The 24,877-nt window shown below is 62.8% G+C and carries 24 protein-coding genes; 9 read left to right on the forward strand and 15 right to left on the reverse strand.

The genetic code is table 11. The features are described 5' to 3' along the window. Positions 1 to 11: 11 nt before the first annotated feature. Genes VJ651_RS02385 through VJ651_RS02425 form a run of 9 tightly spaced genes read right to left on the reverse strand, consistent with a single transcriptional unit; the run spans position 12 to position 9,162 of the window. The gene (locus tag VJ651_RS02385) at positions 12 to 1,130 is read right to left on the reverse strand and encodes a CaiB/BaiF CoA-transferase family protein (RefSeq protein ID WP_324105883.1); all 1,119 of its coding nucleotides are present in this window, start codon (positions 1,128 to 1,130) and stop codon (positions 12 to 14) included. Position 1,131: 1 nt separating this feature from the next. Then, entirely contained in the window at positions 1,132 to 1,788 is a 657-nt protein-coding gene (locus VJ651_RS02390; RefSeq protein ID WP_324105884.1) for a 3-hydroxyacyl-CoA dehydrogenase family protein, read from the reverse strand. Positions 1,789 to 1,791: 3 nt separating this feature from the next. Further along, a complete protein-coding gene (locus VJ651_RS02395) occupies positions 1,792 to 2,667 on the reverse strand; it encodes a 3-hydroxyacyl-CoA dehydrogenase family protein (protein ID WP_324105885.1) in 876 nt (291 codons plus the stop codon). A gap of 10 nt (positions 2,668 to 2,677) precedes the next feature. Continuing rightward, positions 2,678 to 3,844 carry an acyl-CoA dehydrogenase family protein gene (locus VJ651_RS02400; protein WP_324105886.1) on the reverse strand — a complete coding sequence of 389 codons (1,167 nt, stop codon included), beginning with the start codon at positions 3,842 to 3,844 and terminating at the stop codon, positions 2,678 to 2,680. 19 nt (positions 3,845 to 3,863) lie between these two features. Continuing rightward, on the reverse strand, positions 3,864 to 4,607 hold the full coding sequence (locus VJ651_RS02405; protein ID WP_324105887.1) for an SDR family oxidoreductase: 744 nt from the start codon (positions 4,605 to 4,607) through the stop codon (positions 3,864 to 3,866). Between the two features lie 4 nt (positions 4,608 to 4,611). Further along, the gene (locus VJ651_RS02410; protein ID WP_324105888.1) at positions 4,612 to 5,379 is read right to left on the reverse strand and encodes an enoyl-CoA hydratase/isomerase family protein; all 768 of its coding nucleotides are present in this window, start codon (positions 5,377 to 5,379) and stop codon (positions 4,612 to 4,614) included. 1 nt (position 5,380) lies between these two features. Beyond that, complete coding sequence (locus VJ651_RS02415) at positions 5,381 to 7,060, reverse strand: class I adenylate-forming enzyme family protein (RefSeq protein WP_324105889.1); 1,680 nt, start codon at positions 7,058 to 7,060, stop codon at positions 5,381 to 5,383. A 14-nt stretch (positions 7,061 to 7,074) separates the two neighbouring features. Continuing rightward, positions 7,075 to 7,860 carry an enoyl-CoA hydratase-related protein gene (locus VJ651_RS02420; RefSeq protein ID WP_136420007.1) on the reverse strand — a complete coding sequence of 262 codons (786 nt, stop codon included), beginning with the start codon at positions 7,858 to 7,860 and terminating at the stop codon, positions 7,075 to 7,077. A gap of 33 nt (positions 7,861 to 7,893) precedes the next feature. Next, positions 7,894 to 9,162 (reverse strand): CoA transferase, encoded by a 1,269-nt coding sequence (locus tag VJ651_RS02425; protein ID WP_324105890.1) that lies wholly within the window; start codon positions 9,160 to 9,162, stop codon positions 7,894 to 7,896. 213 nt (positions 9,163 to 9,375) lie between these two features. On the opposite strand from VJ651_RS02425, the gene VJ651_RS02430 reads away from it, so the two are divergent. Further along, entirely contained in the window at positions 9,376 to 11,025 is a 1,650-nt protein-coding gene (locus VJ651_RS02430) for a sigma-54 interaction domain-containing protein (RefSeq protein ID WP_324105891.1), read from the forward strand. A 140-nt stretch (positions 11,026 to 11,165) separates the two neighbouring features. Here the strand turns inward: VJ651_RS02430 and VJ651_RS02435 are convergent, their stop codons facing one another. From VJ651_RS02435 to VJ651_RS02460, 6 genes are all read right to left on the reverse strand, one after another. Beyond that, positions 11,166 to 11,990 carry an N-acyl homoserine lactonase family protein gene (locus VJ651_RS02435; RefSeq protein ID WP_324105892.1) on the reverse strand — a complete coding sequence of 275 codons (825 nt, stop codon included), beginning with the start codon at positions 11,988 to 11,990 and terminating at the stop codon, positions 11,166 to 11,168. 7 nt (positions 11,991 to 11,997) lie between these two features. Further along, on the reverse strand, positions 11,998 to 12,882 hold the full coding sequence (locus tag VJ651_RS02440; protein WP_414691291.1) for an NAD(P)-dependent oxidoreductase: 885 nt from the start codon (positions 12,880 to 12,882) through the stop codon (positions 11,998 to 12,000). Continuing rightward, positions 12,882 to 13,259: a 4-carboxymuconolactone decarboxylase gene (pcaC, locus tag VJ651_RS02445; RefSeq protein WP_136420004.1), complete on the reverse strand. Its 378-nt coding sequence runs from the start codon at positions 13,257 to 13,259 to the stop codon at positions 12,882 to 12,884. Before pcaC ends, VJ651_RS02440 begins: the two co-directional genes overlap by 1 nt. A 56-nt stretch (positions 13,260 to 13,315) precedes the next feature. Further along, entirely contained in the window at positions 13,316 to 14,023 is a 708-nt protein-coding gene (locus tag VJ651_RS02450; protein WP_324105893.1) for a hypothetical protein, read from the reverse strand. Then, complete coding sequence (locus tag VJ651_RS02455; RefSeq protein ID WP_324105894.1) at positions 14,007 to 14,195, reverse strand: hypothetical protein; 189 nt, start codon at positions 14,193 to 14,195, stop codon at positions 14,007 to 14,009. The genes VJ651_RS02450 and VJ651_RS02455 overlap by 17 nt, the downstream gene beginning before the upstream one ends. A gap of 75 nt (positions 14,196 to 14,270) precedes the next feature. Further along, a complete protein-coding gene (locus VJ651_RS02460; protein WP_324105895.1) occupies positions 14,271 to 15,494 on the reverse strand; it encodes an ABC transporter substrate-binding protein in 1,224 nt (407 codons plus the stop codon). Positions 15,495 to 15,944: 450 nt separating this feature from the next. Between VJ651_RS02460 and VJ651_RS02465 the strand changes: the two genes are divergently transcribed. The 8 genes from VJ651_RS02465 (at position 15,945) to meaB (ending at position 24,870) form a co-directional block, all read left to right on the forward strand. Continuing rightward, positions 15,945 to 16,715 carry an ABC transporter ATP-binding protein gene (locus VJ651_RS02465; RefSeq protein WP_324105896.1) on the forward strand — a complete coding sequence of 257 codons (771 nt, stop codon included), beginning with the start codon at positions 15,945 to 15,947 and terminating at the stop codon, positions 16,713 to 16,715. Between the two features lie 41 nt (positions 16,716 to 16,756). Beyond that, a complete protein-coding gene (locus tag VJ651_RS02470; protein ID WP_324105897.1) occupies positions 16,757 to 17,467 on the forward strand; it encodes an ABC transporter ATP-binding protein in 711 nt (236 codons plus the stop codon). 100 nt (positions 17,468 to 17,567) lie between these two features. After that, a complete protein-coding gene (locus VJ651_RS02475) occupies positions 17,568 to 18,452 on the forward strand; it encodes a branched-chain amino acid ABC transporter permease (RefSeq protein ID WP_324105898.1) in 885 nt (294 codons plus the stop codon). Between the two features lie 14 nt (positions 18,453 to 18,466). Then, the gene (locus VJ651_RS02480) at positions 18,467 to 19,438 is read left to right on the forward strand and encodes a branched-chain amino acid ABC transporter permease (RefSeq protein ID WP_324105899.1); all 972 of its coding nucleotides are present in this window, start codon (positions 18,467 to 18,469) and stop codon (positions 19,436 to 19,438) included. A 236-nt stretch (positions 19,439 to 19,674) separates the two neighbouring features. After that, positions 19,675 to 20,862, forward strand: a complete 1,188-nt coding sequence (locus tag VJ651_RS02485) for a YbfB/YjiJ family MFS transporter (protein ID WP_324105900.1) — start codon at positions 19,675 to 19,677, stop codon at positions 20,860 to 20,862. Between the two features lie 382 nt (positions 20,863 to 21,244). Beyond that, on the forward strand, positions 21,245 to 21,466 hold the full coding sequence (locus tag VJ651_RS02490; RefSeq protein WP_324105901.1) for a hypothetical protein: 222 nt from the start codon (positions 21,245 to 21,247) through the stop codon (positions 21,464 to 21,466). A gap of 201 nt (positions 21,467 to 21,667) precedes the next feature. Next, positions 21,668 to 23,878: a methylmalonyl-CoA mutase gene (gene scpA / locus VJ651_RS02495; protein ID WP_324105902.1), complete on the forward strand. Its 2,211-nt coding sequence runs from the start codon at positions 21,668 to 21,670 to the stop codon at positions 23,876 to 23,878. Between the two features lie 8 nt (positions 23,879 to 23,886). Beyond that, entirely contained in the window at positions 23,887 to 24,870 is a 984-nt protein-coding gene (meaB, locus tag VJ651_RS02500; RefSeq protein WP_324105903.1) for a methylmalonyl Co-A mutase-associated GTPase MeaB, read from the forward strand. Positions 24,871 to 24,877 lie beyond the last annotated feature (7 nt).

Genomic DNA, 24,877 nt, shown 5'->3' on the forward strand with positions numbered 1-24,877 from the left:
TGCACCAGGCATCAGTCGATGCCGAAATCCTTGTTGGCCTCGCCCAATCCCGGATAGCCGCTGGACTGGTCATGGCCGCGGAAGGCATCCTGCACCGGCACCGGCAGCGCGGTGATGTGCTTGCCGCCGCTGGCCAGTTCGCGCGAATACACGCCGCGTTCGCGGAAATGCGTATCCGCCATCGCTTCCTGCATGGTGGCGACAATCGCGCAGCACACATCCTTGCCTTCGAACACCGCACGCCAGTGCGCGGCGCTCTGCGCACCGATGATTTCCTGGATGCGCGCCTTCACGGACTCGGGCGACTGGCTGTCGTCGAGCAGTTCGCGCGGCGCGTTGATCGCTTCGATGAAGTTTGCCCAGAACTTGTCTTCCAGCGGCGCGGCGGCGAGGAACTTGTTGTCCTTGGTGCGATAGATCTGGTAGCGCGGCGTGCCGCCGGTCACCAGGTCGCCGCCCGGTGTCGGCCACTGCCCCGCCACCTGCCCGTTGCCCAGCGCCCAGTAGAGGAAGGTGAACAGGTTGTCCGCCATCGCGATGTCCAGCTTGCAGCCCTTGCCGCTGCGGTCGCGCTGGCGCAATGCCAGCAGGATGTTGACCACGGCCGGATAGGTGCCGCCGGCAATGTCCGCGATCAGCGCGGGCGGCAGCACCGGTGCGCCATCCGAACCGGCCGTCAGGCCCAGCATGCCCGATTCCGCGACGTAGTTCAGGTCGTGCGCGGCCACGTTGGCGCGCGGACCGGACTGGCCGTAGCCGGTGATCGCGCAATAGATGATCTTGTCGTTGATCGCCGACAGCGCTTCATAGCCGAGACCGAGGCGATCCATCACGCCGGGGCGAAATTGCTCGACCACGATGTCGGCGCTTTCGATCAGGCCGCGCAGCTTGTCGACCACGCCCTTCTCCTTCAGGTCGATGGCGATGCTGCGCTTGCCGCGGTTGAGCAGCGCGAAGTTGACGCTGTCGTCGCCGAACTTCGGCACGTAGCTGCGCATTTCGTCGCCACGGCCGGGACGTTCGATCTTGATCACCTCGGCACCGGCCTCGGCCAGCACCAGTGTCGCCAGCGGACCGGGGAGCAGCGTGCTGAAGTCGAGGACGCGCACCCCTTCTAGCGGACGCATCATGTCAGCCTTCCTTTTTCTGGGCGCGCACCTTCGCCACGCGAGCGCGGCGGGCCGGCGCGTAGGGCGATTCGCCGAGCGCGTCGAACAGCGACTGCGTGACATCGAAGTGATGTTCAAGACCGGTACGCTCCAGCAGCGCGATCGGGCCTTCCGGATAGCCTAGGCCGAGGCGCAGCGTGAGGTCCATGTCGTCGGCGGTAGCGAGGCCTTCGTCGAGGCGGCGCAATGCGGCGTTGTAGTAGGGACGCACCAGGCGGTCGATGATGCGTCCGGCGAAGTCGAAGCACACCGCGACCATCAGTCCCGCGCCTTCCAGCACCGCCTTGGCGGCATTGATCGCGGACTCCGGCGTATTCGGCTGGCGCACCAGCTCGACCAGGTTGGACGGATCGGCGTCGCCGAGGCGGAAGCGATTGAAGCCGAGCACGTTGGAGCCTTCCTTGCCGCGGCTTTCGCCGGTATGCACGCCGAGGCATTCGGTGCCGAGCTCGATCAGAATGGCGGCCTTCTTGTCGGCGCCCTGCACCTTCGCCAGTGCAGCGCCGGCTTGTTGTCCGATCAGGATGACGACCTCGCCATCCGCCGCCTTCCCTTCCAGCAAGGCATGCGCGGCCGGGAAGGAGCGGCTGTTGCCGGTATCGATAATGGAATAGTTCATGTGTCAGCTCCCGAACATGGCATTGCCTTGATAGGTATAGAAACCGCGCCCGGACTTGCGGCCCAGATGGCCGGCGGCGATCATGCGCCGCACCAGCGGCGGGCAGGCGGCGCGCGGTTCATTCGTGATGCCGTACAAGGCATCGCACAGCAGCAGTTGCGTGTCGAGGCCGATCAGGTCGAGCAGCTCCAGCGGCCCCATCGGATAGCCGAGGCCTTCCTTGATGGCGCGGTCGATGTCGGCCGGTGCGGCGACGCCGGCTTCCACCAGGCGGATCGCGTCATTGTTGTAGGGCACGAGGAAGTAATTGAGGATGAAGCCGGGATTGTCCTTGGTCTTCACCGGACGCTGGCCCAGCGCTTCACAGGCGGCCCAGGCCTTAGCGAAGGTTTCCTCGGAGGTGTTCAGGCCGGGCGACATTTCGACCAGCTTCATCAGCTGCGCCGGCAGGCAGAAGTGCATGCCGACGAAACGGTCGTCGCGGCCGGAGCCGGCGGCGATTTCGGTGATCGACAGCGTCGAGGTGTTGGACGCGAAAATGGTGTGCTGCGGGCAGACTTGGTTCAGCTTGCCGAACAGCTCATGCTTGACGCGCAGGTCTTCGAACACGGCGTCGATCACCAGGTCGCACTGCGCCATATCGGCCAGGTTGGTGGTGGTCACCAGGTTGTTGATGGCGGTCGCCATTTGTTCCTCGGTCAGCTTGCCGCGCTGCACCGACTTGGCGAAGAAGTCCCTGGTCTGCTTCTGCGAACGCTCCAGCGCTTCCTGGCGCGTGTCGTACACGACCGTGCGGAAACCCGCGCGCGCGGCCACGATGGCGATGCCGGCGCCCATGGTGCCGCAGCCGGCGATGCCGATGGTGTTGATCTCACTCATTGTGGAGTCCTCATTTGGTCAAAAAACTGCGTCCGATCAACTGGCGATGGACTTGATTGGTGCCTTCCCAGATCTGCGTGATCTTGGCGTCGCGCATCAGGCGCTCGACGCGGAAATCGCTGCAGTAGCCGTAGCCGCCGAAGAACTGCACCACGTCGGTGGTGATGCGCATGGCCAGATCGGAAGCGCGCATCTTCAGCATCGACGCATCGATGCCGAAATCGCTGCCGCCGCCGTCCACCAGCCTGGCGAGACGCCACAGGAAGGATTCGCACATCGCAAGATCGGTCGCCATGTCGGCCAGCATGAACTGGATGCCCTGGAATTCGATGATCTTCTTGCCCGACTGCTTGCGCTCGTTGATGTAGGCCACGCCGTCCTCGAAGGCGGCGCGCGCGATGCCCAGCGCATGCGCGGCCACGCTGGGGCGCGACTTGTTGAGCGAGGAGAACAGGATCTTCAGGCCGTCGCCCGGCTTGCACAGCAGGTTGGCGCGCGGCACGCGGCAATTGTCGAAGGAGATGGTGGCGGTGCTGGAGCCGCGATGGCCCATCTTGTCTTCGGTGCGCACCACCGACAGGCCGGGCGTGCCCTTTTCCAGCACGACCACCGAGATCGCCTGCTTGGGATCGTCGATCTCGCTCCATTTGCCGAACAGCACATAGAGATCGGCCACGTCGCCGTTGGTGATGAAGGTCTTGCCGCCGTCGATCACGATCTCGTCGCCCTCGGGCGTGAAGCGCGTGCGCATGCCGGTCGCGTCGGAGCCCGCATTCGGTTCGGTGATCGCCAGCGCCGCGAGCCCGCCTTCGGCGATGCGCGGCAAGAGGCGTGCCTTCTGTTCTTCCGAACCGAAATCGATCACCGGCTTGATCGCATGGAAATTGGTGGCCCAGATGATGCCGGTCGAGGCGCATGCCTTCGCGATTTCGCGCACGCAGGCGAGGTAGGCGGTGTACGACAGCTGCGCGCCGCCGTACTGCTCGGGAATGAACATCGCGTTCAGGCCGAGATTGTTGATGGCCTTGACGTTCTCCCAGGGGAATTCGCCGGTCTTGTCGTAATGCTCCGCGCGCGGCATGATTTCGTCTTGCGCCAGTGACCGCACGCTGTCGAGCAGGAGTTTTTCATCCTCGTTGAGCGGGATGTCGGCGTCGAGCCGTTCAAAGATATTCACAGCGTTCTCTTTTCAAAAATTAATGCGCGATACCTTGCGCACCATCGATATAGATTGTTTCGCCCGACAGGAACGGCATGTCGGCGGAATACAGCGCCCTCACCAGCTTCGCCACGTCTTCGGAGGTACCCGGCTGCCGTCCGGGAATGCGCTTGTCGAGATACTCGCGCAAGGGCCCGGCCGACATCGCTTCCTTGTTCAGGTCGGTCATGATGTAGCCCGGCGCCACGTCCAGCACGCGGATGCCCTTGCCTGCCCATTCCACCGCGAGGCAGCGCGTGATCGCGCCGACCGCCGCCTTCGACGCGCAGTACGCGAGGTTGCGCTTGACGCCCATCTTGTCGAAGAAGGAACCGATGTTGACGATCAGGCCTCCACCGGCTGCGACGAGGTGCGGATAGATGTGCTGACAGCTGGTGAACACCGAGGTCGAATTGGTGGAGAACACCGTTTCGTAATCGTCGAGCGAGAAAGTGGCGCTCGGGCCTTCCAGATGCACGCCGGCGTTGTTGACGAGGCCGACGATGGGACCGGACATGGCGACCTGGGCGAAGGCGTCACGCAGGCTGTCGCTCTTCGTGACGTCACAGGCATACGCCTTGCAGCGTGCGAGCGCCGCTTCGCCCGCATTCGGCACGGCCGGCAATTCGCCCCTGCGTGACAGGCAGGCCACGTTGAAGCCCTGATCGGCCAGTGCGATCGCGATCGCCGCGCCGATGCCACGGCTTGCGCCGGTGACGATGATGATACCTTGCTTGCTCATTTTTTCAGCAATCCTTGAATTGGGGTTTGCGCTTTTCGAGGAAAGCGGCCATGCCTTCCGCCGCATCCCTGCTCTGGTAAGCGAGGGTGGACAGGTCGGCTTCGATCTTCAGTCCTTCGGCGAGCGAGGTCTGCAACGCGCGTTGCACCGCGCCGCGCGCCAGCCGCAGCGCGACCATGCCGTGACCGCTGAATTCGCGGGCGAAGGCGATGCCGGCTTCGATCGCGTCGCCTTCGACCAGGCGATTCACCAGTCCGATGCGATGCGCCTCTTCCGCCGCCACGGTGCGCCCGCTCAGGATCATTTCCATCGCGCGCGCTTCGCCGACCGCGCGCGGCAGGCGCTGCGTGCCGCCGTAGCCGGGGATCAGGCCGAGCTTGATTTCCGGCAGGCCGACCTTGGCGTTGGCCGTGGCCAGGCGGAAGGTGCAGGCCAGCGCCAGTTCCAGTCCGCCGCCGAAGGCATAGCCGTTGATGATCGCGACCGACGGAATCGGAAAGTTGTCCAGCCGCGCGAACACGCGCTGGCCGAATTCCGCGCCGCGCTTCTGCGCTTCCAGGTCGCGGTTCATCAGTTCGCTGATGTCGGCGCCCGCACAGAATGCCTTCTGGCCCGCGCCGGTGATGAGCAGCGCGCGCGCATCCGATTTTTCAACCTCGTCGAAGGTCTTGTCGATATCGCCGATCAGGGAAAAGCTCAATGCGTTGAGCGCTTCCTGGCGGTCGATGGTGAGAATCGCGAACTCGTCGCGATAGCTTAGCTTGATGGGCATGTCAGCTTGTCTCTTTGCTTGTTTGTTTCTCGGCGAAACGCACCGGCGTCGGCGCGATGCGGCCCTGCTTCACCCATTCCACCAGCTCGCGCTTGAGGATCTTGCCGCTGGCCGTCAGGGGAAACTCCTCGAGCGGGATGTAGTACTCCGGCATGTCGAACTTCGACAGGCCGGCCGCATGCAGGTGTTGCAGCATCTGCTGCGCGTCGGGCGCCTGCGCGCCGTTGGTCGTGATCGCGAGGCAGACCTTTTCGCCGAGGCGTTCGTCGGCGATCGGAAAGGCCGCCGCCTTGAGCACCGCTGTGTGCGTGACGGCAAGGTCTTCGATAGTGGACGGATGGATGTTGTGTCCGCCGCGGATGATCAGATCCTTCTTGCGCCCCATGATGATGAGGCAGCCGTTTTCGTCCAGCATGCCGAGGTCGCCGCTCATGAACCAGCCTTGCGCGTTGAAGGACTTCTCGGTGGCGGTCTGGTTGTTGAAGTAGCCCAGCATCAGGCAGCCGCCGCGTCCGCCGATTTCACCGATCTCGCCCGGCCCCGCTTCGAGGTCCGGGTTCTCCTGGTTCCACAGCTTGATCTCGTAGGCGGCGCAGGAGCGCCCGCAGGTGCCGACGATGGTGTCGGTGCTGTCGCTCGGCAGCGTGTACTGGTGCGAGCCGTTCTCGGTCATGCCGTACACGTTCTGCGGCAGGATGCCCCGGTTCAGGAAGCCCTGCGCAGTCTCGCGCGGAATCGCCGCACCGGCCATGTAGAACACCTTGACGCGGCCAAGCTTTTCCATGTCGCGCCGCTTCATTTCGGCGAGGATGTCCATCGCATGCGTCGGCACGCCCATCACGTAGGTCGCGCCGGTTTCGAGGATCCAGTCGATCGGCTTGAGGCCGGGCGGCAAATCGTTCACCGCCAGTTCGAAGCCGGCCGACAGCATCTGCTCCAGCGCCACCGTGCCGATGTGATGGCTGATGGGGCTGAGCGTGAGCAGGATGGTGTTATTGTCGTGATGCCAGTCCTGCACCATCGCGCGCCCGTTGGCGAGCAGGGTGTTATCGCTGTGCATGACCGCCTTCGGAATGCCGGTGGTGCCGGACGTGAAGGCGAGATAGACGATCTTGTCGGGATTGTTGTCCGGCGCATGCACCGGCTGCTTGCTGCCCGGCGCGGGGAAGTTGCCGCCCGCCACGTCGGCGCGTCCCTGGCGCGCTTCCAGCCAGCAGGTGCGACGCAGTGACGGGACGGCGCCGATCTGCTCCGCCACGCCGGGACGGTTGGCGTCGGCGCCGTAGCCCTTCTGCCCGAAGAAGGCTTCGCAGTCGATGCGTTCGAGCAGGCGCACGATCTCCGCCACCGTGTAGTTCTGGTGCAGCGACGGATTGCAGATGTAGCCGTTGCGCGAGCAGGCCAGGAATACCACCAGCGCTTCCACGCGATTCGGCAGCCAGATCGACACGCGCGAACCCTTGCGCAATCCCGCCTCTTCCAGATCCGCCGCCACCGCCTCGGTCCATGCGAGCAGCTGGCTCCATGTCAGGCGATGCACGCTGTCGCGCAGCGCGAAGGCATCCGGCTGCCTGCCGGCGTGTTGTTGCAGCAGGCCGTACAGGGTCTTATCCTGCCAGACCCCGGCGTCGTACCAGGCGCGCGCCTGTTGCGGATCGTGAAGTGTAAGAATCGTATTCATGCGCCGGTGTCCTGTCAGTGACCGAACTTGTCGGAGTCGGGCTTGCGCTTCTCGGCGAAGGACTTCGACAGTTCCTTCGACTCCTCGGTGTTGAGATTCAGGCGCAGCAGCATGTCATGCGTCACACGCGACAGGCCGGCGACGCCGCCGTGACGTGCCAGGAAGGCGCTCTTGATGGCTGCCAGCGCGAAAGCGCCGCGATCGGCGATTTCCAGCGCCATCTCGCGCGTGGCGGCGGCCAGCTGGTCGTCCGGCACGGCCTTGTTGATCAGGCCCATCTGCACCGCTTCGGCGGCGGTGATCTTGGGATTGCGGAACCAGATTTCCTTGGCCTTCTTCTTGCCAACCAGGTCTTCCAGGTACCAGGTGCCGAAGCCGGCGTCGAAGCTGCCCATCATCGGGCCGACCTGGCGGAAGATCGCGCTTTCCTTGGCGATGGTGATGTCGCACATCACCTGCAGCACATGGCCGCCGCCCACCGCGAAGCCGTTCACGGAAGCGATCACCGGTTTCTGCAGGCGGTCGATCGCTTCGTACATGTCGAGCACCGGCAGCACGCCGGCGTACAGGTTGGTGTCTTCCATGCCGGTCTTTTCGCCGCCGATGCAGAAGAACTTGTCGCCGGCGCCGGTGATGACGATGACGCGGGTGCGTGTCTCGCGGCGGATGTCGTTGAGACAGTCGCGGATTTCATGACACATGGTTTCGTTGAACATGTTGCCGTTGTTCGGGCGGTTCAAGGTGATGGTGCCGATAGGGCCGTCTTCGGCGTAGAGAATGGTTTCAAATTTGCGTGTCATGGAAGTTTTCCTTTACGGTGTGGGCGGGCGCAGTCAGAGCAGTCCTGCGGAGCCGAGTTGCTGGATCTTTTCTTCGCTCCAGCCGAGCCAGGAGGCGAAGACGGACTGCGTGTCTTCGCCGAGTCGCGGCGGGGCCTTGCGGAAGGTCTGGTGGTTGTCGTCGAAGCGGATGCCGAGGCCGACCTGGGGAACCGGGACGCCGTCGCGCTGCGCGGCGTAGAACAGGCCTCTTTCCGTCAACACCGGCGCGCTCACGACCTGGTCGATGCGGTTGATCGGGCCGGCCGGGATGCGGGCCTTGGCGAACAGCGCAAGCCAGTGCGCGCGCGGCTGCGTGAGCAGAATGGTCTGGACTTCGCGCACGATTTCCGCGCGGCCTTCGCGGCGCCCGACGTTGTCGGCAAAGCGCGGATCGCTCCCCATGTCCGGGCGCCCGATTGCATCGCAGAAACGCGTCCAGATATTGTCGTTGCCGAGGCCGAGGGTGATCGGGTCATCGGCGGTATGGAAGGTTTGGTAGATCGCGATCACACTGTCTTTTCCGCCGCTGCGGCGCAGCAGCTCGCCGGAGCCGAGATAGGGAATGATGCGCGGGGTCATGAATCGGGTCATGCTTTCCACCATGGCGACATCGATCGCATGGCCGTTGCCGGTGCGGCCTCGATCAATCAGTGCGGCCAGCGTCGCGAGTGCCGCATCCGCGCCGGACAGAAGATCCGCCGCCGGCGTGCCAACCTTCTGCGGATCCTGATCGGCTTCGCCGGTCATGTCCATCACGCCGCTGTAACCCTCGGCGATCAAATCATAGCAGGGCTGGTCGGCGCTTGCACCGGACAGCCCGAAGCCGGTAATCGACACGTGGATCAGCCTCGGGTTGAGCGCCTTGAGCGTACCGTAATCGATGCCGAGCTTCTTCTGGCTGCGCGCAACCTGGTTGACAATGATGACGTCGGCCACCTTGACCAGCGCATGCAGGGCTTCCAGCCCGGCCGGCCTGGAATAGTCGAGCGTGACGCTGTCCTTGTTGCGATTGACGCTGAGAAACCAGAGCGACTCGCCGTCGAGGAAGGGCGGCCCCCATGCGCGGGCATCGTCGCCGCGGCCGGGCCGCTCCAGTTTGACGACGGACGCACCGAGGTCGGCCAGCAGCAGGGAAGCATAGGGGCCCGCGATCGAGGTGGTGAGGTCGAGCACGCGGATGCCGTCAAGCAGGCGCAGCGGGTTCTCGGATTGCGGAGGCGGTAATGAATCGGCAGGAAGCATGGTTGCAAGATCTTTGATGGACAAGTTCTGCATATGCATGAGCAACCTCCATGCCATCCGATTTCCGGGGCTTCCCGCGCTGATCGTGTCGCGCGGGCATGCGGCGCAATACAGCGCCGTATGGCGCTTTGCGTGCCGCGTGCCGCCGCGTCGCGCAGCCGATGCTTGCCGCAATTGAACTTCCACCGTGAAAGGAATGTCTTTTTGAGAGACAATGCATTTCGCGAAATCTGTTTTTTGAAAAGACACAGGATGAAATCGGTTGACGAGAAGGTTAGCGGGAAGTTGCCCGAATTCGGCATGCTGGTGCTGAATCGACAACACGAAACTATTTGCCAGACGGGATTCGCTTGCGATCCTGAAATTCGCCGCGCATTGCTGGAGCGTTTCAAGGAAAAAGGCGCGGAGCGCGGCATGATTGCGCTGGAAGGCGAGCCGGAACTGATCGTCAGCTACCGGACCAGCCCCGACGCTGTCGTGTTCCTGATTCAACCTGTGAAGGGCAGATCGACGCTGTTCGAATTTGTTTCCAGCGTGGACTTCGCGCAGGCGGTGTTCGATTACTTTTTGAACAACCCTTACGAGTCGATGGTCGTCGTCGACGATCAGGCGCGCATCCAGTTCATTCCTCCGGTGCATGAAAAATTCTTCGGCATCAAGCGCGGCGAAGCCATCGGCAAGCATGTCACCGAGGTCATCGAAAACACCAACCTGCATGAAGTCGTGCAGACCGGCAAGGCGGAAATCGGCAAGCTGCAGGAAATGGGCGGCGTCACCCGCGTGGTGGCGCGCATCCCGCTGCTGGAGAATGGCAAAGTCCTCGGCGCGCTCGGCCGCGTGATGTTCAAGGGACCGGAAACGGTGCTGGAACTGAGCAGCGAAGTCGCCAAGCTGCGCTCCGAAGTCGAGTTCTACCGCAATGAACTGTCCGGCCTGAAGCGCCGCTCGTATGGCCTGGAAAAGATGGTGGGCAATAGCGATGCCATCCGTCAGTTGAAGGCCGACATCCTGAAGGTCGCACCGCTGTATGTACCGGTGCTGATCGTCGGCGAGAGCGGCACAGGCAAGGAGCTGGCCGCGCATGCGATCCATGCGCTCAGCCCGCGCAATGAAAACCCGATGGTCTTCGTCAATGCGGCCGCATTGCCGAGCGGACTGGTCGAAAGCGAACTGTTCGGCTACGAAGCGGGCGCCTTCACCGGCGCGGAAAAAAAGGGACGCAAGGGCAAGTTCGAACTGGCGGACCAGAGCTCGCTGTTCTTCGACGAGATCGGCGACATGCCGCCGGAAATCCAGGTGAAGCTGCTGCGCGTATTGCAGGATGGCATTTTCGAACGCGTCGGCGGCGACCGCGCGCGTCATTCGGATTTCCGCCTGATCTGCGCGACCAACCGCAACTTCCAGGAAATGATCAGCAACGGCGAATTCCGCCTCGACCTGTATTACCGCATCAGCGGCGTCACCATCCACATGCCGAGCCTGCGCGAGCGCCCGGAAGACATCCCGGACCTGGTGCAGAGCTTCCTGGTCGCGTTCGCCGAGCGCCACCGCACCTCGGTCAAGCGCGTCGACCGGCGCGTCTACGATTACCTGAAAGAGCTGCCCTGGCCGGGCAACGTGCGGCAGTTGCTGCATGAAGTGGAGAAGGCCGCAATCTTCTGCGACGGCCCGGAAATCACCTTGCAGAATTTCCGCCCAATCCCTGAGGGCTTTGGCGAAAAACCGGCCCCGATCACGGTCGCGACACGGCCTACCGGAAAGATTCAGGACGCGATCGATGACATGGAACAGGCGATGATTCGCGACGCCATGCTCAAGCACGGCGGCAACAAGAAGAAGGTCGCCGAGGAACTGGGGATCTCGCGCGCTTATCTGTACAAGAAGTTGGGCATGGCGGGGTGATCTGGATTGTCCACGGAAATCACGGAATACACGGAAAGAAGCAGAGGAATTTTTTCCGTGTATTCCGTGTTTTCCGTGGACACAAAGCAGTGATGGTTTAGTTGCCTTATCCGTGGAAGACGCCTCACTCCCCAGACGCCTCACTCCCCATCTAGCACCAACGGCCGCAACGCCGGTTCATGCAGGCAAACGATTTCCAATGCCGCATCGCCGAACGCGGGATAGCGTTGCAGCACCAAGGGATCGTGACCGGGGATCAGATGATCCGGCGAGTCCGACAGCGACAGCAATCGCCTGTACGCATCCAGCATGTCGCCGACATGGAAGACGATCGGGAACGGCGAGTCGCGATGAATGTTCTCGTAGAAGTGCGATGCATCCGATGCCAGCACCACCCAACCCCGCGCTGTGTGCACGCGCACCGCCTGCAGGCCGGCGGTGTGCCCGCCCACCAGCAGCAACTGGATGCCGGGCGCGAGCTCCGCATCACCGGCGTAAAACTCGACACGATCCTTGTAGACGCCGCGCACGATTTCCACCACGTCGTCCACCGCGTACGGATGCCTTAGCAAGGGCTGCGTCATGTAGCGGCCGGTGGCGTAGTGCAACTCCTTTTCCTGCAGGTGAATGCGCGCCTTCGGCAGCAGATTCACATTGCCCGCGTGATCGTAATGCAGATGCGTGATGATGACGTCGCTCACGTCCTCCGGCTGCAGGCCGAGCGTCGCCAGCGAGGCGATGGGACAGCGCAGGAAATTGCGCTTGCGCTCGTCGGCGGCGGCCCGGTTGAAGCCGGTGTCGACCAGCCAGGCGCGGCCCGCGCCGCGGATGACCCAGACAAAATAATCCATCGGCATCGGACCGTCATGCGGGTCGGGCAACATGAAGTTTTCCGGCCTGCGCCGCGCCACCGTCGCATAGCGCAGCGCGAAGACTTCGTAGGTCGGCAGCGTGGCGTTTTCCATGGTCAGGTCACTGTTTCAGGGTCTGGAAATAGCGATACATTTCTGTATGGTCCGCGCCCTTGCCAAAGGCCTCGTTCGCATCGCGCCAGATCTGCAGCACTTCGTCGCCCAGCGGCATGTCGAAACCAACCGACTTGCCGAGTCCCATGGCAATGCCGAGATCCTTGGCCATCAAGGCCAGCGAAAAACCGGAGTTGTACGCGCCCGACAGCATGAATTGCTTCACCTTGTTTTCGGTCGTGTTGTTCTTCCCGGTAGAGCTGTTGAGGACGGCTACCATGATCTCGGGATCGAGGCCGAACGCCTGACCCGCGTGCAGGGCTTCCACCGTGGCGAGCAAGCCGGCGGCGGAGACGTAGTTGTTGAGCGCCTTCATCGCGTGGCCCGCGCCATGCTGGCCGACGTGCGTAACGTTCTTGCCGAGGGTCTTGAGGACCGGTTCGCATTGCGCCAGCACCGCCGCATCGCCGCCGACCATGATGGCCAGCGTGCCATCCACCGCGCGCTTGACGCCGCCGGAGACCGGCGCGTCGAGATACTGCAGTCCCTTGTCCTGCAGCGTCTGCGCCAGCTTGCGCGAACGCATCGGTTCGGCGGAACTCATGTCGATCAGCGTCGCGCCCTTCTTCAGGATGGAAAGCAAACCCGGCTTGTCGGCGCTGCCGAGCACGACCGCTTCCACCGCGTTCGAATCCGGCAGCATGGTGATGACGACCTCGGCATCGCCGAAATCCTTCAGCTCGGTGACTGCCGTCGCGCCGGCATGTTCGGCCGCGAAGCGCGCCGCCGTCGCCGCATTCAGGTCCATGACCGCGAGCGCATGCCCCGCCTGCGCCAGCAGATGGGCCATCGGATTGCCCATCATGCCCAGTCCGATAAATCCGATCTTCATCAGATCCCCATTTCCTTGAAGACTTCCTTGGCGACGCGGAAGCTGTCGATGGCGGCCGGCACGCCGCAGTAGATGGCGGCCTGCAGGAAGACTTCCTTGATCTCGTCCTTGGTCAGGCCGTTGTTGATCGCGCCGCGCACATGCAGCTTCAGTTCGTGCGGGCGGTTGAGCGCGGTGATCATGGCGAGGTTCAGGAAGCTGCGCGTGCGGCGCTCCAGGCCCGGACGGTTCCAGACATCGCCCCAGCAGTATTGCGTCACGAGTTCCTGCATCGGCATGTTGAACTCGTCGGCATTCTTGATCGACGCATCGACGTATTCGGCGCCGAGCACTTCGCGGCGGGTCTTGAGGCCTTTGTCAAACAATTCCTTGTTCATGCGATTCTCCTTGGGAGGTTGGTGTAAATGATGAATTTGGTGGACGGGGCGACCGGTCAGGCAGCCTCGCGCTGCGCACTGCGCTCGCAGATCAACTGGTAGCGCATCCAGGAGCCGATCAGCAGGCCGGCCCGGGCGCCTTCGCCGCTCAGGATCTGGGTATGCAGGGCCAGCGCCATTTGCCCCAGGTCATAGCATTCGATGAACAGCACCCAGTCGGCGACGCTGTCCTGGCCGCCACGCAGCGCCATCTCGGAGGTGGGTGCGGCGGTGACGGCGGCATCGGTTTCCCACAGCGCGATGCGCACGGTACAGGTCGATTGCATCAGGCCAGGGCCGAACTTGTCCCTGATGAAGCGCCGCGCATCGTCTTCCCTGCCCTGGATCGGCTTGCATTGCACGACGATCGCGCTGCCGCCGATACCGACACCGATCGACCAGCTTTCCCGGCAGGCCGAGCGCTGCATGTTGCGGAAGGCGGGCATGACCTTCCTGGTCCAGTCGGTCGGATTGGCGAGGCGTCGGTGATAGGCGGGCGAGGCGAGCACATCGATCGACTGGCAGTCGAACAGCGCCATGTAGTTCGGCTGTCCGTCCACCGAACGATAGCGGCGCGCGCGCCTGAAGCCGCTGACGCCGAGGCGGTCGTCGAGATGCTGCTGCTGGTACCAGCGGTTGAACTCGTCTTCCATGTCCTTGACGACGTCGTTCAGGACCAGCAGCACGCCGGGCGCATCGCTGCGTGCATCAGGCGAAATGCGCATCGCTCTCCCCCGCCTGCAAGACCAGCTCCTGCTCTCCCTTGTCCAGATCCTTGCCCGTGTCGGACCAGCCGACCTCGCGCCGTATCTGCTCCAGCTCGGGCGGCGGTTCGCGGTTCTCCAGACGCCGCTTCAGCCAGGCGCGGACCAGTTCCTTGGAAAGTGGATTGCTCATGATGGATTTCTGCTCACTGTTGCCGTGGAATGCGCCGGAGGCGGCGCGCAAACGCCGGCCTCCGGTGTGATGCGATTACTTCTTCACCAGCGGGCAGGTGCTTTCGGCGAGCGGCTGGAAAGCCTGGTCGCGCGGGATCGTGCGCTTGATCTGCATGATGTCCCACTCGCCCTTCGACTCGCTCGGCTTCTTGGCTTCGGCCAGGTACATGTCATGCACCATGCGGCCGTCGGCGCGGATGATGCCGTCCTTGGCGAAGAAGTCGTTGATGTGGGTATCCTTCATCTTCTTCATCACGGTGTCGGCGTTGTCGCTGCCGGTGGCCTGGATCGCCTTCAGATAATGCATGGTCGCCGAATACGCGCCGGCCTGGATCATGGTCGGCATGGCCTTGTGGATGTCATAGAAACGCTTGGACCACTTGCGCGTCTCGTCGTTGAAATCCCAGTAGTAGCCGGTGGTAAACAGCAGGCCCTGCGCAGCGTTCAGGCCGAGGCCCTTGATGTCGGTATCGAACACCAGCAGCGTGGCCAATTTCTGGCCGCCCTTGGTGATGCCGAATTCGGCTGCCTGGCGCACCGAGTTCTGGGTGTCCTTGCCGGCGTTGGCCAGGCCGATCACCTTTGCCTTCGAAGCCTGCGCCTGCAGCAGGAAGGAGGAGAAGTCCGATGCGGACAGCGGATGCTTGATGGTACCGAGCACCTTGCCGCCCATCTCGTTGATGACCTTGGTGGTGTCCTTTTCCAGCGAATGGCCGAAAGCGTAGTCCGCCGTGATGAAGTACCAGGTGTCGCCGCCTTCCTGCATCACCGCGCGGCCGGTGCCGGTGGCCAGTGCATAGGTGTCATATACATAATGGATGCCGTAGGGCGAGCACTCCTTGTTGGTCAGCGCGGTGCTGGCGGAGCCGGCGAAGATCATCACGCGCTTCTTTTCCGCGCCCAGCTTCTGCATCGCGATGGCGGCGGCCGAGTCGGTCGACTCGATGATCATGTCGACCTTGTCGCGGTCGATCCATTCGCGCGCCTTCGACAGCGCGATGTCCACCTTGTTCTGATAGTCGGCGGAAACGATCTCGATCGGCTTGCCGTTCACCTTGCCGCCGAAATCCTTGACGGCCATCTCAACCGCCCTGACTGCGCCCGGGCCGCCGTTGGCGGAATAGACGCCGGTCTTGTCGACGATCACGCCGATCTTGACGACATCGTCCGAAATCTGGGCTGCGGCATGGGCCGAAAGTGTTGCCGCCGCAATCGCGGTGAGAGTCGTGCTTAATGTGGAATAAGCAGTGCGCTTCATATCTCGTTCTCCGTTTTCCTGTTCAAACATGTGGCTGGGTAGGGATGCAGGCAACGATTCTCATCAGCCGCTGCTCGCGCATTCCTTGTTAATGTCGGCACGTTCCTCCGCGAAGTTGGTGCTCTGTAAGCCTGTCAGCAAATTCCGTTCCACACGCGAAAAACCGCGCTTTCCCTCGAAGACAAGCCATTGCCATGCTTTGCCGGGTGAAACATGTGTGCGCAGAAGACAGTGGCTTTCATGGAGAGTGTTCACCGCAAACACACGTGGCGAGAAGTTGCGATGTGTTATCGAATCGCGAAACCGCTGCGCCGACAATGGAAGATACGCTCGCCATCGCCATCGATTGCCTTCGTGCACGGTATGGCACGCTTGTTGCACCTGTTGCGCCCGCATCAATATCAGAACAGATCCGGATCGTGAGTCCGTGATAAACAGCAAGGAGCATCAATGGTCGACTTCATTCTCGAGACGAGAAGCCTGACGAAGGAGTTCAAGGGATTTACCGCGGTCAACGACGTCAACCTGCAGGTCACGCGCGGTCATATCCACGCGCTGATCGGCCCCAACGGAGCGGGCAAGACCACCTGCTTCAATCTTCTGACCAAGTTTCTGACGCCGACCGCGGGCCAGATCCTGTTCAACCAGCGCGACATCACCCATGCGACGCCGGCCCGGATCGCGCGGCAGGGCGTGATCCGTTCGTTCCAGATCTCGGCCGTGTTTCCGCACTTGTCGGTATTGGAAAACGTGCGCATCGGACTGCAGCGCGCGCTCGGCACGTCCTTTCATTTCTGGAAGAGCGAAGCCAGCCTGTCGCGCCTGAACGATCGCGCCATGGAGTTGCTGACGCAGGTCGACCTGGCATCCTTCGCCGACACGCTGACGGTCGATCTGCCGTATGGCCGCAAGCGCGCGCTGGAGATCGCCACCACGCTCGCGATGGAGCCGGAACTGATGCTGCTCGACGAGCCGACGCAAGGCATGGGACATGAGGACGTGAGCCGCGTGACCGAGCTGATCAAGCGGGTCTCCGCCGGCCGCACCATCCTGATGGTGGAACACAACATGGCGGTGGTGTCCGGCATCTGCGACCGCATCACGGTGCTGCAGCGCGGCGCCGTGCTGGCCGAAGGCAGCTACCGGGAAGTCTCGCAAGACGCGCAGGTGATGGAAGCCTATATGGGAAGCGCCAGCGCCGCGCTGGAAGGAGCGCACTGATGCATGCCGCCGTTCACCCCAACATCCGAAACCTCGCTCAAATGAAATCACAAGCACTCGACATCGTCGATCTCCACGCCTGGTACGGCGAATCGCACATCCTGCACGGCGTGAACCTGTCGGTCGGCCAGGGCGAGGTGGTCACGCTGCTCGGCCGCAACGGCGCCGGCCGCACCACCACCTTGCGCGCCATCATGGGTCTCACCGGACGCCGCACGGGCTCGATCAAGGTCAAGGGCCGCGAAACCATCGCGCTGCCGACTTACAAGGTGGCCCATACCGGCGTCGGCTACTGTCCGGAAGAGCGCGGCATCTTTTCTTCGCTGTCCACGGAAGAGAACCTGATGCTGCCGCCCATGGTGTCGAAGACCGACAAGGGCATGTCGCTCGAAGAGATCTACGACATGTTTCCCAATCTGGCCGAGCGCCGCAACAGCCAGGGCACGCGCCTGTCCGGCGGCGAACAGCAGATGCTGGCGGTGGCGCGCATCCTGCGCACCGGCGCGAAGCTGCTGCTGCTCGACGAAATCTCGGAAGGTCTGGCGCCGGTGATCGTGCAGGCGCTCGCGCGCATGATCACCACCTTGAAGAGCAAGGGCTACACCATCGTCATGGTGGAACAGAACTTCCGCTTCGCGGCGCCGCTGGCGGACCGCTTCTACGTGATGGAGCATGGACAGATCGTCGAGCATTTCCCCTCCGAAAAGCTCGACAGCATGATGCCCGTGCTCAACGAGCTGCTCGGCGTGTAAGTTCAGTGTGTAAGTTCAGCGTGTAAGTTCAGCGTGTAAGTTCAGCGTGTAAACGCGGCGGACCGCATGTCCTCCCCGGTTTTTCTTTAAGGTTATTCGTATGGATATTTTCGGTATTCCCTTGCAGGCGATGTTGAGCCAGCTGCTGCTGGGCCTGGTCAACGGATCGTTCTACGCGATGCTGTCGCTCGGCCTCGCGGTGATCTTCGGTCTGCTCAACGTGATCAACTTTTCCCACGGTGCGGTGTACATGGTCGGCGCCTTCCTCGCATGGATGGGTCTGTCCTATTTCGAGCTGAACTATTTCGTGATGCTGATCCTGGCGCCGGTCGTGGTCGGCGTGTTCGGCATCGTGATCGAGAAGACCATGCTGCGCCATTTGTACAAGCTGGACCATTTGTACGGCCTGCTGCTGACCTTCGGCATCACGCTGCTGCTGGAGGGCCTGTTCCGTTCCTTCTATGGCGTGTCGGGCCAGCCCTATTCGGTGCCGGAAGCCCTGGGCGGCGCCTTCAATCTCGGCTTCATGATCCTGCCGAAGTACCGCGCCTGGGTGGTGGTGGCCTCCCTCGTGGTCTGCCTGTCGACCTGGTATGTGATCGAAAAGACCAAGCTCGGCGCCTACCTGCGCGCCGGCACCGAGAACCCGAAGATGGTGGAAGCCTTCGGCATCAACGTGCCGCTGATGGTGACGCTCACCTATGGCTTCGGCGTCGCGCTGGCGGCCTTCGCCGGCGTGCTGGCCGCGCCCGTGATCCAGGTGTCGCCCTTGATGGGTTCCAACCTGATCATCGTCGTGTTCGCCGTCGTGGTGATCGGCGGCATGGGCTCGATCATGGGCTCCATCGTCACCGGCCTCGGGCTGGGCGTGATCGAGGGCCTGACGCGCGTGTTTTATCCGGAACTGTCGGCCACCGTGGTGTTCATCATCATGGCGATCGTGTTGATGATCCGCCCGGCCGGCCTGTTCGGCAAAGAGAAATGAAAAGGAAGCAAGCAATGGATAAGAAAGTCGGATATGCAATCGCGCTGGCATTGGCACTGGCGGCACCCTTTGTCGCCTACCCGGTGTTCCTGATGAAAGTGCTGTGTTTCGCGCTGTTTGCCTGCGCGTTCAATCTCCTGATCGGCTTCACCGGCCTGCTCTCCTTCGGCCATGCCGCCTTCTTCGGCGGCGCCGGCTATGTGGCCGGCTACGCCATCAGTACCATGGGGCTGCCCTTCGAAGCGGGCCTGCTGCTCGGCACCGCATTCGCCGCCTTCATCGGGCTGCTGATGGGCCTGCTGGCAATTCGCCGCCAGGGCATCTACTTCACCATGATCACGCTGGCGCTGGCGCAGATGCTGTTCTTCGTGTTCCTGCAGGCGCCGTTCACCGGCGGCGAGGACGGTCTGCAAGGCGTGCCGCGCGGGAAGCTGCTGGGCATGGTGGATCTGTCGAACGACATGACGCTGTATTACGTGGTGCTCGGCATCGTCGTCGCTGCCTTCGCGCTCATCGTGCGCATCGTGCATTCGCCTTTCGGGCAGGTATTGAAGGCGGTCAAGGACAACGAGCCGCGCGGAATTTCGCTGGGATATGACACCGACAAGTACAAGCTGCTGGCCTTCGTGCTGTCGGCCGCGCTGGCGGGGCTGGCCGGTGCGACCAAGACCGTCGTGCTCGGCTTCGAGACGCTGACCGATGTACACTGGACCATGTCGGGCCTGGTGGTGCTGATGACGCTGGTCGGCGGCCTGGGCACACTGGCCGGGCCGATCGTCGGCGCGCTGCTGATCATCGCGCTGGAGAACAAGCTGGGCGACCTCGGCTCCTGGCTGGCGTCCGCGACCCATATCGAATGGTTCACTTCCATCGGCGAATCGGTCACCATCGTCACCGGCCTGATCTTCATCTTCTGCGTGCTGGCGTTCCGCCGCGGCATCGTGGGCGAGGTCAGCGCCCTGTTCAAGCGCTCACCGGTGCGCTAAGGCTAGGGATGTCCACGGAAAACACGGAAGGCACGGAAGGCACGGAAGGCACGGAAAAATCCTACTTTGCGGCAGCGAAATCATCGATTCCACAAAAGACATAAAATATTCGTTCGCTCCGTGGTTTCCGTGGACATCCATAATGTTCTCGGTGCACCCGTTAAACTCATCTGGACGCTCCATCATGCCGGCAAGGAAAGGGAACGAAGCGCTCTCACGCTTTTTGAATTGAACGCATGAACAAACACGCTTCGTCACCCTGGCTGCCGATTGCGGTCGCCGGCTTGTGCGCCCTGCTGATGGGCATCGGGCTGGGCCGCTTTTCCTATGTCGCCTTGCTGCCGCTGATGATCGATGCGCACTGGGCGGCGCCCGGCGGCGCGGCCCAGATCGCCGCCGCCAACCTGATCGGTTATCTGCTCGGCGCGCTGGTCGCGCATCGCCTTGCCCTGATGCTTGGCACCGCGCGCGTGGTGCGGGCGGCCATGGCCGTCATCCTGCTCAGTTTCATCGCCTGCGCGTTCAATCTCGGGTTGGCCTGGTTCTGGGTCTGGCGCTTCATGGCCGGCATTTCCGGCGCGCTGCTGATGATCCTCGCCGCGCCCTATCTGCTGAGCCAGCTTCCCGTCGCCCAGCGCGGCAAGGCGGCCGGCATCATGTTCTCCGGCGTCGGCTGGGGCATCGTGCTGTCCGGTTTCGCCGCCCCGGTGTTTGGCGCAGAGCATCTGGCGCTGGCATGGTCGGCGCTCGCCGCCATGATCGGGCTGTGCGTGGCGGTTTCCTGGAAGCGCTATGACAAGCCGCTGGCCGCCGCGCCGTTGCACACGCATGCGCCGCAGGGAAAGATGCTGCCGCGCGGCGCGCTGCTTGCCTTGCTGGTGGCCTACGCGCTCGATGCGATCGGCTACCTGCCGCACACCGTGTTCTGGGTGGAGTATCTGGTGCACGGACTCGGCAAGCCGGTTTCCGCCGGCGGCGCGTTCTGGGTGGTGTTCGGCGTCGGCGCCGCGCTCGGCCCGCCGGTGTGCGGAATGGTCGCCGATCGCATCGGTTTTCGCGCTACCGTGATCGGCTGCCTCGCGCTCAAGGGCGCGTCGGTCGCGCTCCCGCTGCTGTCGACTTCCACTCTCGCGCTGTTCGCGTCCTCCTTGCTGGTCGGCGCGCTGACGCCTGGCATGGCGGCGGTGGTGTCGGGCCGCGTGATCGAACTGGAAGGCGTCGGCGGTCACCAGCGCAACTGGGCGCTGCTGACCTTTTCCTATTCGCTGCTGCAGGCGGTGGGCGGGCATGCGATGGCAACGCTGTACGCGTCCACGCATTCGTTCACGACACTGTTTGCGATCGGCGCCAGCGCGCTTGGTCTGGCTGCCGTGGTGGCATCGCTTGGCCCGAAGCGGGGCAAGGCGGCAGGGCTGGCGGCGTGAATCAGGATTGAACCATTCTCGACAGCGATCGCCTGTCCAATCCGCTTCGTTGGTAGCGTCGACGACGCAATCTTTTTTCGCATCAAGAGCCGGAGAAAGTCGCAAGCCTGCTTTGCGACTTGCCCATGCGATCTTGTGCCCATCACTTGACGCCGGTCAGAACCGGTCAACGACTCCGCGGCCAACATAGCGTCTCACAAGCGCGATACACCCAGTTAAAAACAGAGCTGCGCCGGCCAATCATTCCGAACGAAATGACGGCCTGTCCCAAGCCAATGTCCCATACCGGGTAGCAGATGTCAGCCGGCACGCGTTGTCCATCGGGTTCGATGGATCAACATCACATTCTTCAGGTTCTTAAAGGATTGTCGAGAGCATACGCATGAGCATTCCAACTTTTGAACAGTTAAATTTCGTCTCGAGCGGACACACTTTGCTTGCCGAAACCGCGGTCGAGTTTCAGCAGACCAGCATCACCATCAAGGCGCAAATTCCAAACGAGAACCATTCGTTGCGATCGGCGCGACTCCTGGTCCTGCAACAGGCACAGCGGGTCATCGGTCATGCCATCGAACAAGAACAACGGGTGGTTCGGCAAGAGTGACAGCACCGGCTTGATCAGAACGTATCTCTCCCATCAGCGCGCGCATGGAAACAGACTGCGCAGCGCCGGATGCATCTGACGCGCCGCGAATAATGCCACCGACAATGCCACTGACGAGGATGGCAAAGTGGCGCCGCGCCCGGAGCCCATCGAATTCCGGCAGACATTCTCCACCGAAGCATACGCATTGGAATCCAGTCCATGTCGTCTCAAGCAAATTCATCGCATCAAGACATTCGTTCGGCATCGATCGAAGAGTGGACCAAAGCCGCGGCCAGGTCGGCCCCCGCATGCGCATTGGACAAACTGGTGTGGCATACGCCGGAAGGCATCGCCGTCAAACCGCTCTATACGGCGGCCGACATCGGAGACTTGCCCTACACCGATACGCTGCCCGGTTTTGCGCCTTATGTGCGCGGGCCGCAAGCCACCATGTATGCCGTGCGGCCGTGGACCATACGCCAGTACGCCGGCTTTTCCACTGCCGAAGAATCCAACGCGTTCTATCGCAAGGCGCTGGCAGCAGGCGGACAGGGTGTGTCGGTTGCGTTCGATCTTGCGACGCATCGTGGTTATGACTCCGACCATCCGCGCGTGAGCGGCGACGTCGGCAAGGCCGGTGTGGCGATCGACTCGGTGGAAGACATGAAGGTCCTGTTCGACGGCATACCGCTCGACAAGGTGTCGGTGTCGATGACCATGAACGGCGCGGTGCTGCCGGTGCTGGCCGCCTATGTGGTGGCGGCGGAAGAACAAGGCGTGGCGCAGGAGCAGTTGTCGGGCACCATTCAGAATGACATTCTGAAAGAATTCATGGTGCGCAACACCTACATCTATCCGCCCGAGCCGTCGATGCGCATCGTCGCCGACATCATCGGATACACCGCGCAGCACATGCCGAAATTCAATTCGGTATCGATTTCCGGCTACCACCTGCAGGAAGCCGGCGCCAATCAGGCGCTGGAGCTGGCGTTCACTTTGGCCGACGGCAAGGAATATGTGAAAACAGCGCTCGCCAGCGGCCTGGATGTGGATCAGTTTGCCGGCCGCCTGAGCTTTTTCTTCGCCGTCGGCATGAACTTCTATCTCGAAGTCGCCAAGCTGCGGGCGGCACGCTTGTTATGGTGGCGCATCATGCAGGAGTTCGACCCCAGGAGCCCGAAGTCGATGATGCTGCGCACCCATTCCCAGACCTCCGGCTGGTCGCTGACCGAGCAGGATCCCTACAACAATATCGTGCGCACCACCGTCGAAGCGATGGCGGCCGTATTCGGCGGCACCCAGTCGCTGCACACCAATTCGTTCGATGAAGCGATCGCGCTGCCGACCGATTTCTCGTCACGCATCGCGCGCAACACCCAGCTCATCATTCAGGAAGAAACCCATATCACCAGCGTGATCGACCCGTGGGCCGGGTCCTACATGATGGAAAAACTGACGCAAGAGATGGCGGACAAGGCGTGGGCGCTGCTCATGGAAGTGGAACAGATGGGAGGCATGACCAGGGCCGTCGCTTCCGGTTGGGCCAAGCTGAAAATCGAGGCTTGCGCCGCTGAAAAACAAGCGCGTATCGACGCCGGCCGCGACGTCATCGTGGGCGTCAACAAATACAAGCTGGCCCGGCAAGATGCGGTCGAGGTTCGCGACATCGACAACGCCGCCGTGCGTGAATCGCAAATCCGGCGCCTGCAGGCGACCAGGGCGGCGCGTGACGGCGCGGCCGTGACAGCGGCATTGCGCGATCTGGCGGCGGCAGCGCGCTGCGGCGGAAAGCAGGGCCAGGACAATCTGCTGGCGCTGTCGATTCATGCGATGCGCGCGCGTGCCACCGTAGGCGAGGTATCGGACGTGCTGGAGAAGGAATTCGGCCGCTATCGCGCCACCATTCAGAGCGTAGCGGGAGTCTATGGCGCGCACTTCGACAATGACGACGGCTGGATCGCCATCAAGAAAGACATCGACCGATTTGCGGCGCCGCAGGGCCGCCGTCCGCGCATCATGATCGCCAAGCTGGGCCAGGATGGTCACGACCGTGGCGCGAAGGTGGTGGCGACGGCGTTTGCCGACCTAGGCTACGACGTCGATATCGGCCCCCTGTTTCAGACGCCGGAAGAAGCGGCACGCCAGGCGATCGAAAACGATGTGCATGCGCTCGGCATCTCCACGCTCGCCGCCGGCCACAAGACGCTGGTGCCTGCGGTCGTGCAAGCGCTCAAGAATCAAGGGGCGGCCGAGATTGTGGTATTCGTCGGCGGCGTCATTCCGGCGCAGGATTACGACTTCCTGTACCAGGCCGGCGTGCAAGGGATCTATGGCCCAGGCACGCCGATTCCGCTATGCGCCGGCGATGTCCTGGCGAAAATCAGCGCATCGCTGGCAAGCGGCATCGGCGCCGGGTCCCGCACTGCATGAAGCACGCCATGACAGCCGGCTGCGGCTTATCGGATGAGGATGCGGCGCTGGTCGCCGGCGTGCGCGCACGTCGGGTCCGGGCTCTGGCCAGGACCATCACGCTGATCGAATCCAGCCGGGCCGATCATCAGGCGCGGGCGCAACAGGTCCTCAAGGCCTTGTTGCCGGAAACCGGCCAGCGGGTGCGCGTCGGCATTTCCGGCGCACCGGGCGTGGGCAAGTCGACCTTCATCGAAGCGCTCGGACTTTATTTGATCGGACAAGGCCAGCGCGTGGCGGTGCTTGCAGTCGACCCTTCCAGTTCGGTCAATGGCGGCTCGATATTGGGCGACAAGACGCGCATGGAGCGGCTGTCGATGACGCCCCATGCCTATATCCGTCCATCGCCGGCCGCCGGTTCGCCGGGCGGCGTCGCGGCGCACACGCGTGAAGCCATGCTGGTGTGCGAAGCGGCCGGGTTCGACGTCGTCATCATCGAAACGGTGGGCGTAGGACAGAGCGAGACGGCAGTAGCCGCCATGACCGATACCTTCGTGTTGCTGCAACAGGCGCATGGCGGCGATGACTTGCAGGCGATCAAGAAAGGCATTGTCGAATTGGCCGATGTGATGGTGTTCAACAAGGCGGACCTGGACCGGAACGCCACCCGACTGGCGATGGGCCAGATGCAAAATGCATTGCGCCTGTTGCGCAACTCGTCGCATTGGGCCGCGCCGGTACTGGCCGTCAGCGCGGCGTCCGGCGAGGGCATCGACGCTTTCTGGGACGCGGTTCTGCAGCACCGCAAGAGGCTGGCGGCGAGCGGGCAGCTGACGGAAAAACGCCGCAAGCAAGCCGTGGACTGGATGTGGACACTGATCGATATGCGTCTGCAGAAACGCTTTCACAATCATGGCGCGGTGCAGGCCGCACTGCCGGAGCAGATCGCCGCCGTGGCCGCCGGATGTACCACGCCGGCAGCTGCTGCGGCATTCCTTCTTGATAAATTGTAAGGGGTCA

It is taken from the genome of Noviherbaspirillum sp. (assembly GCF_035254865.1).
Classification (GTDB): domain Bacteria; phylum Pseudomonadota; class Gammaproteobacteria; order Burkholderiales; family Burkholderiaceae_D; genus Noviherbaspirillum.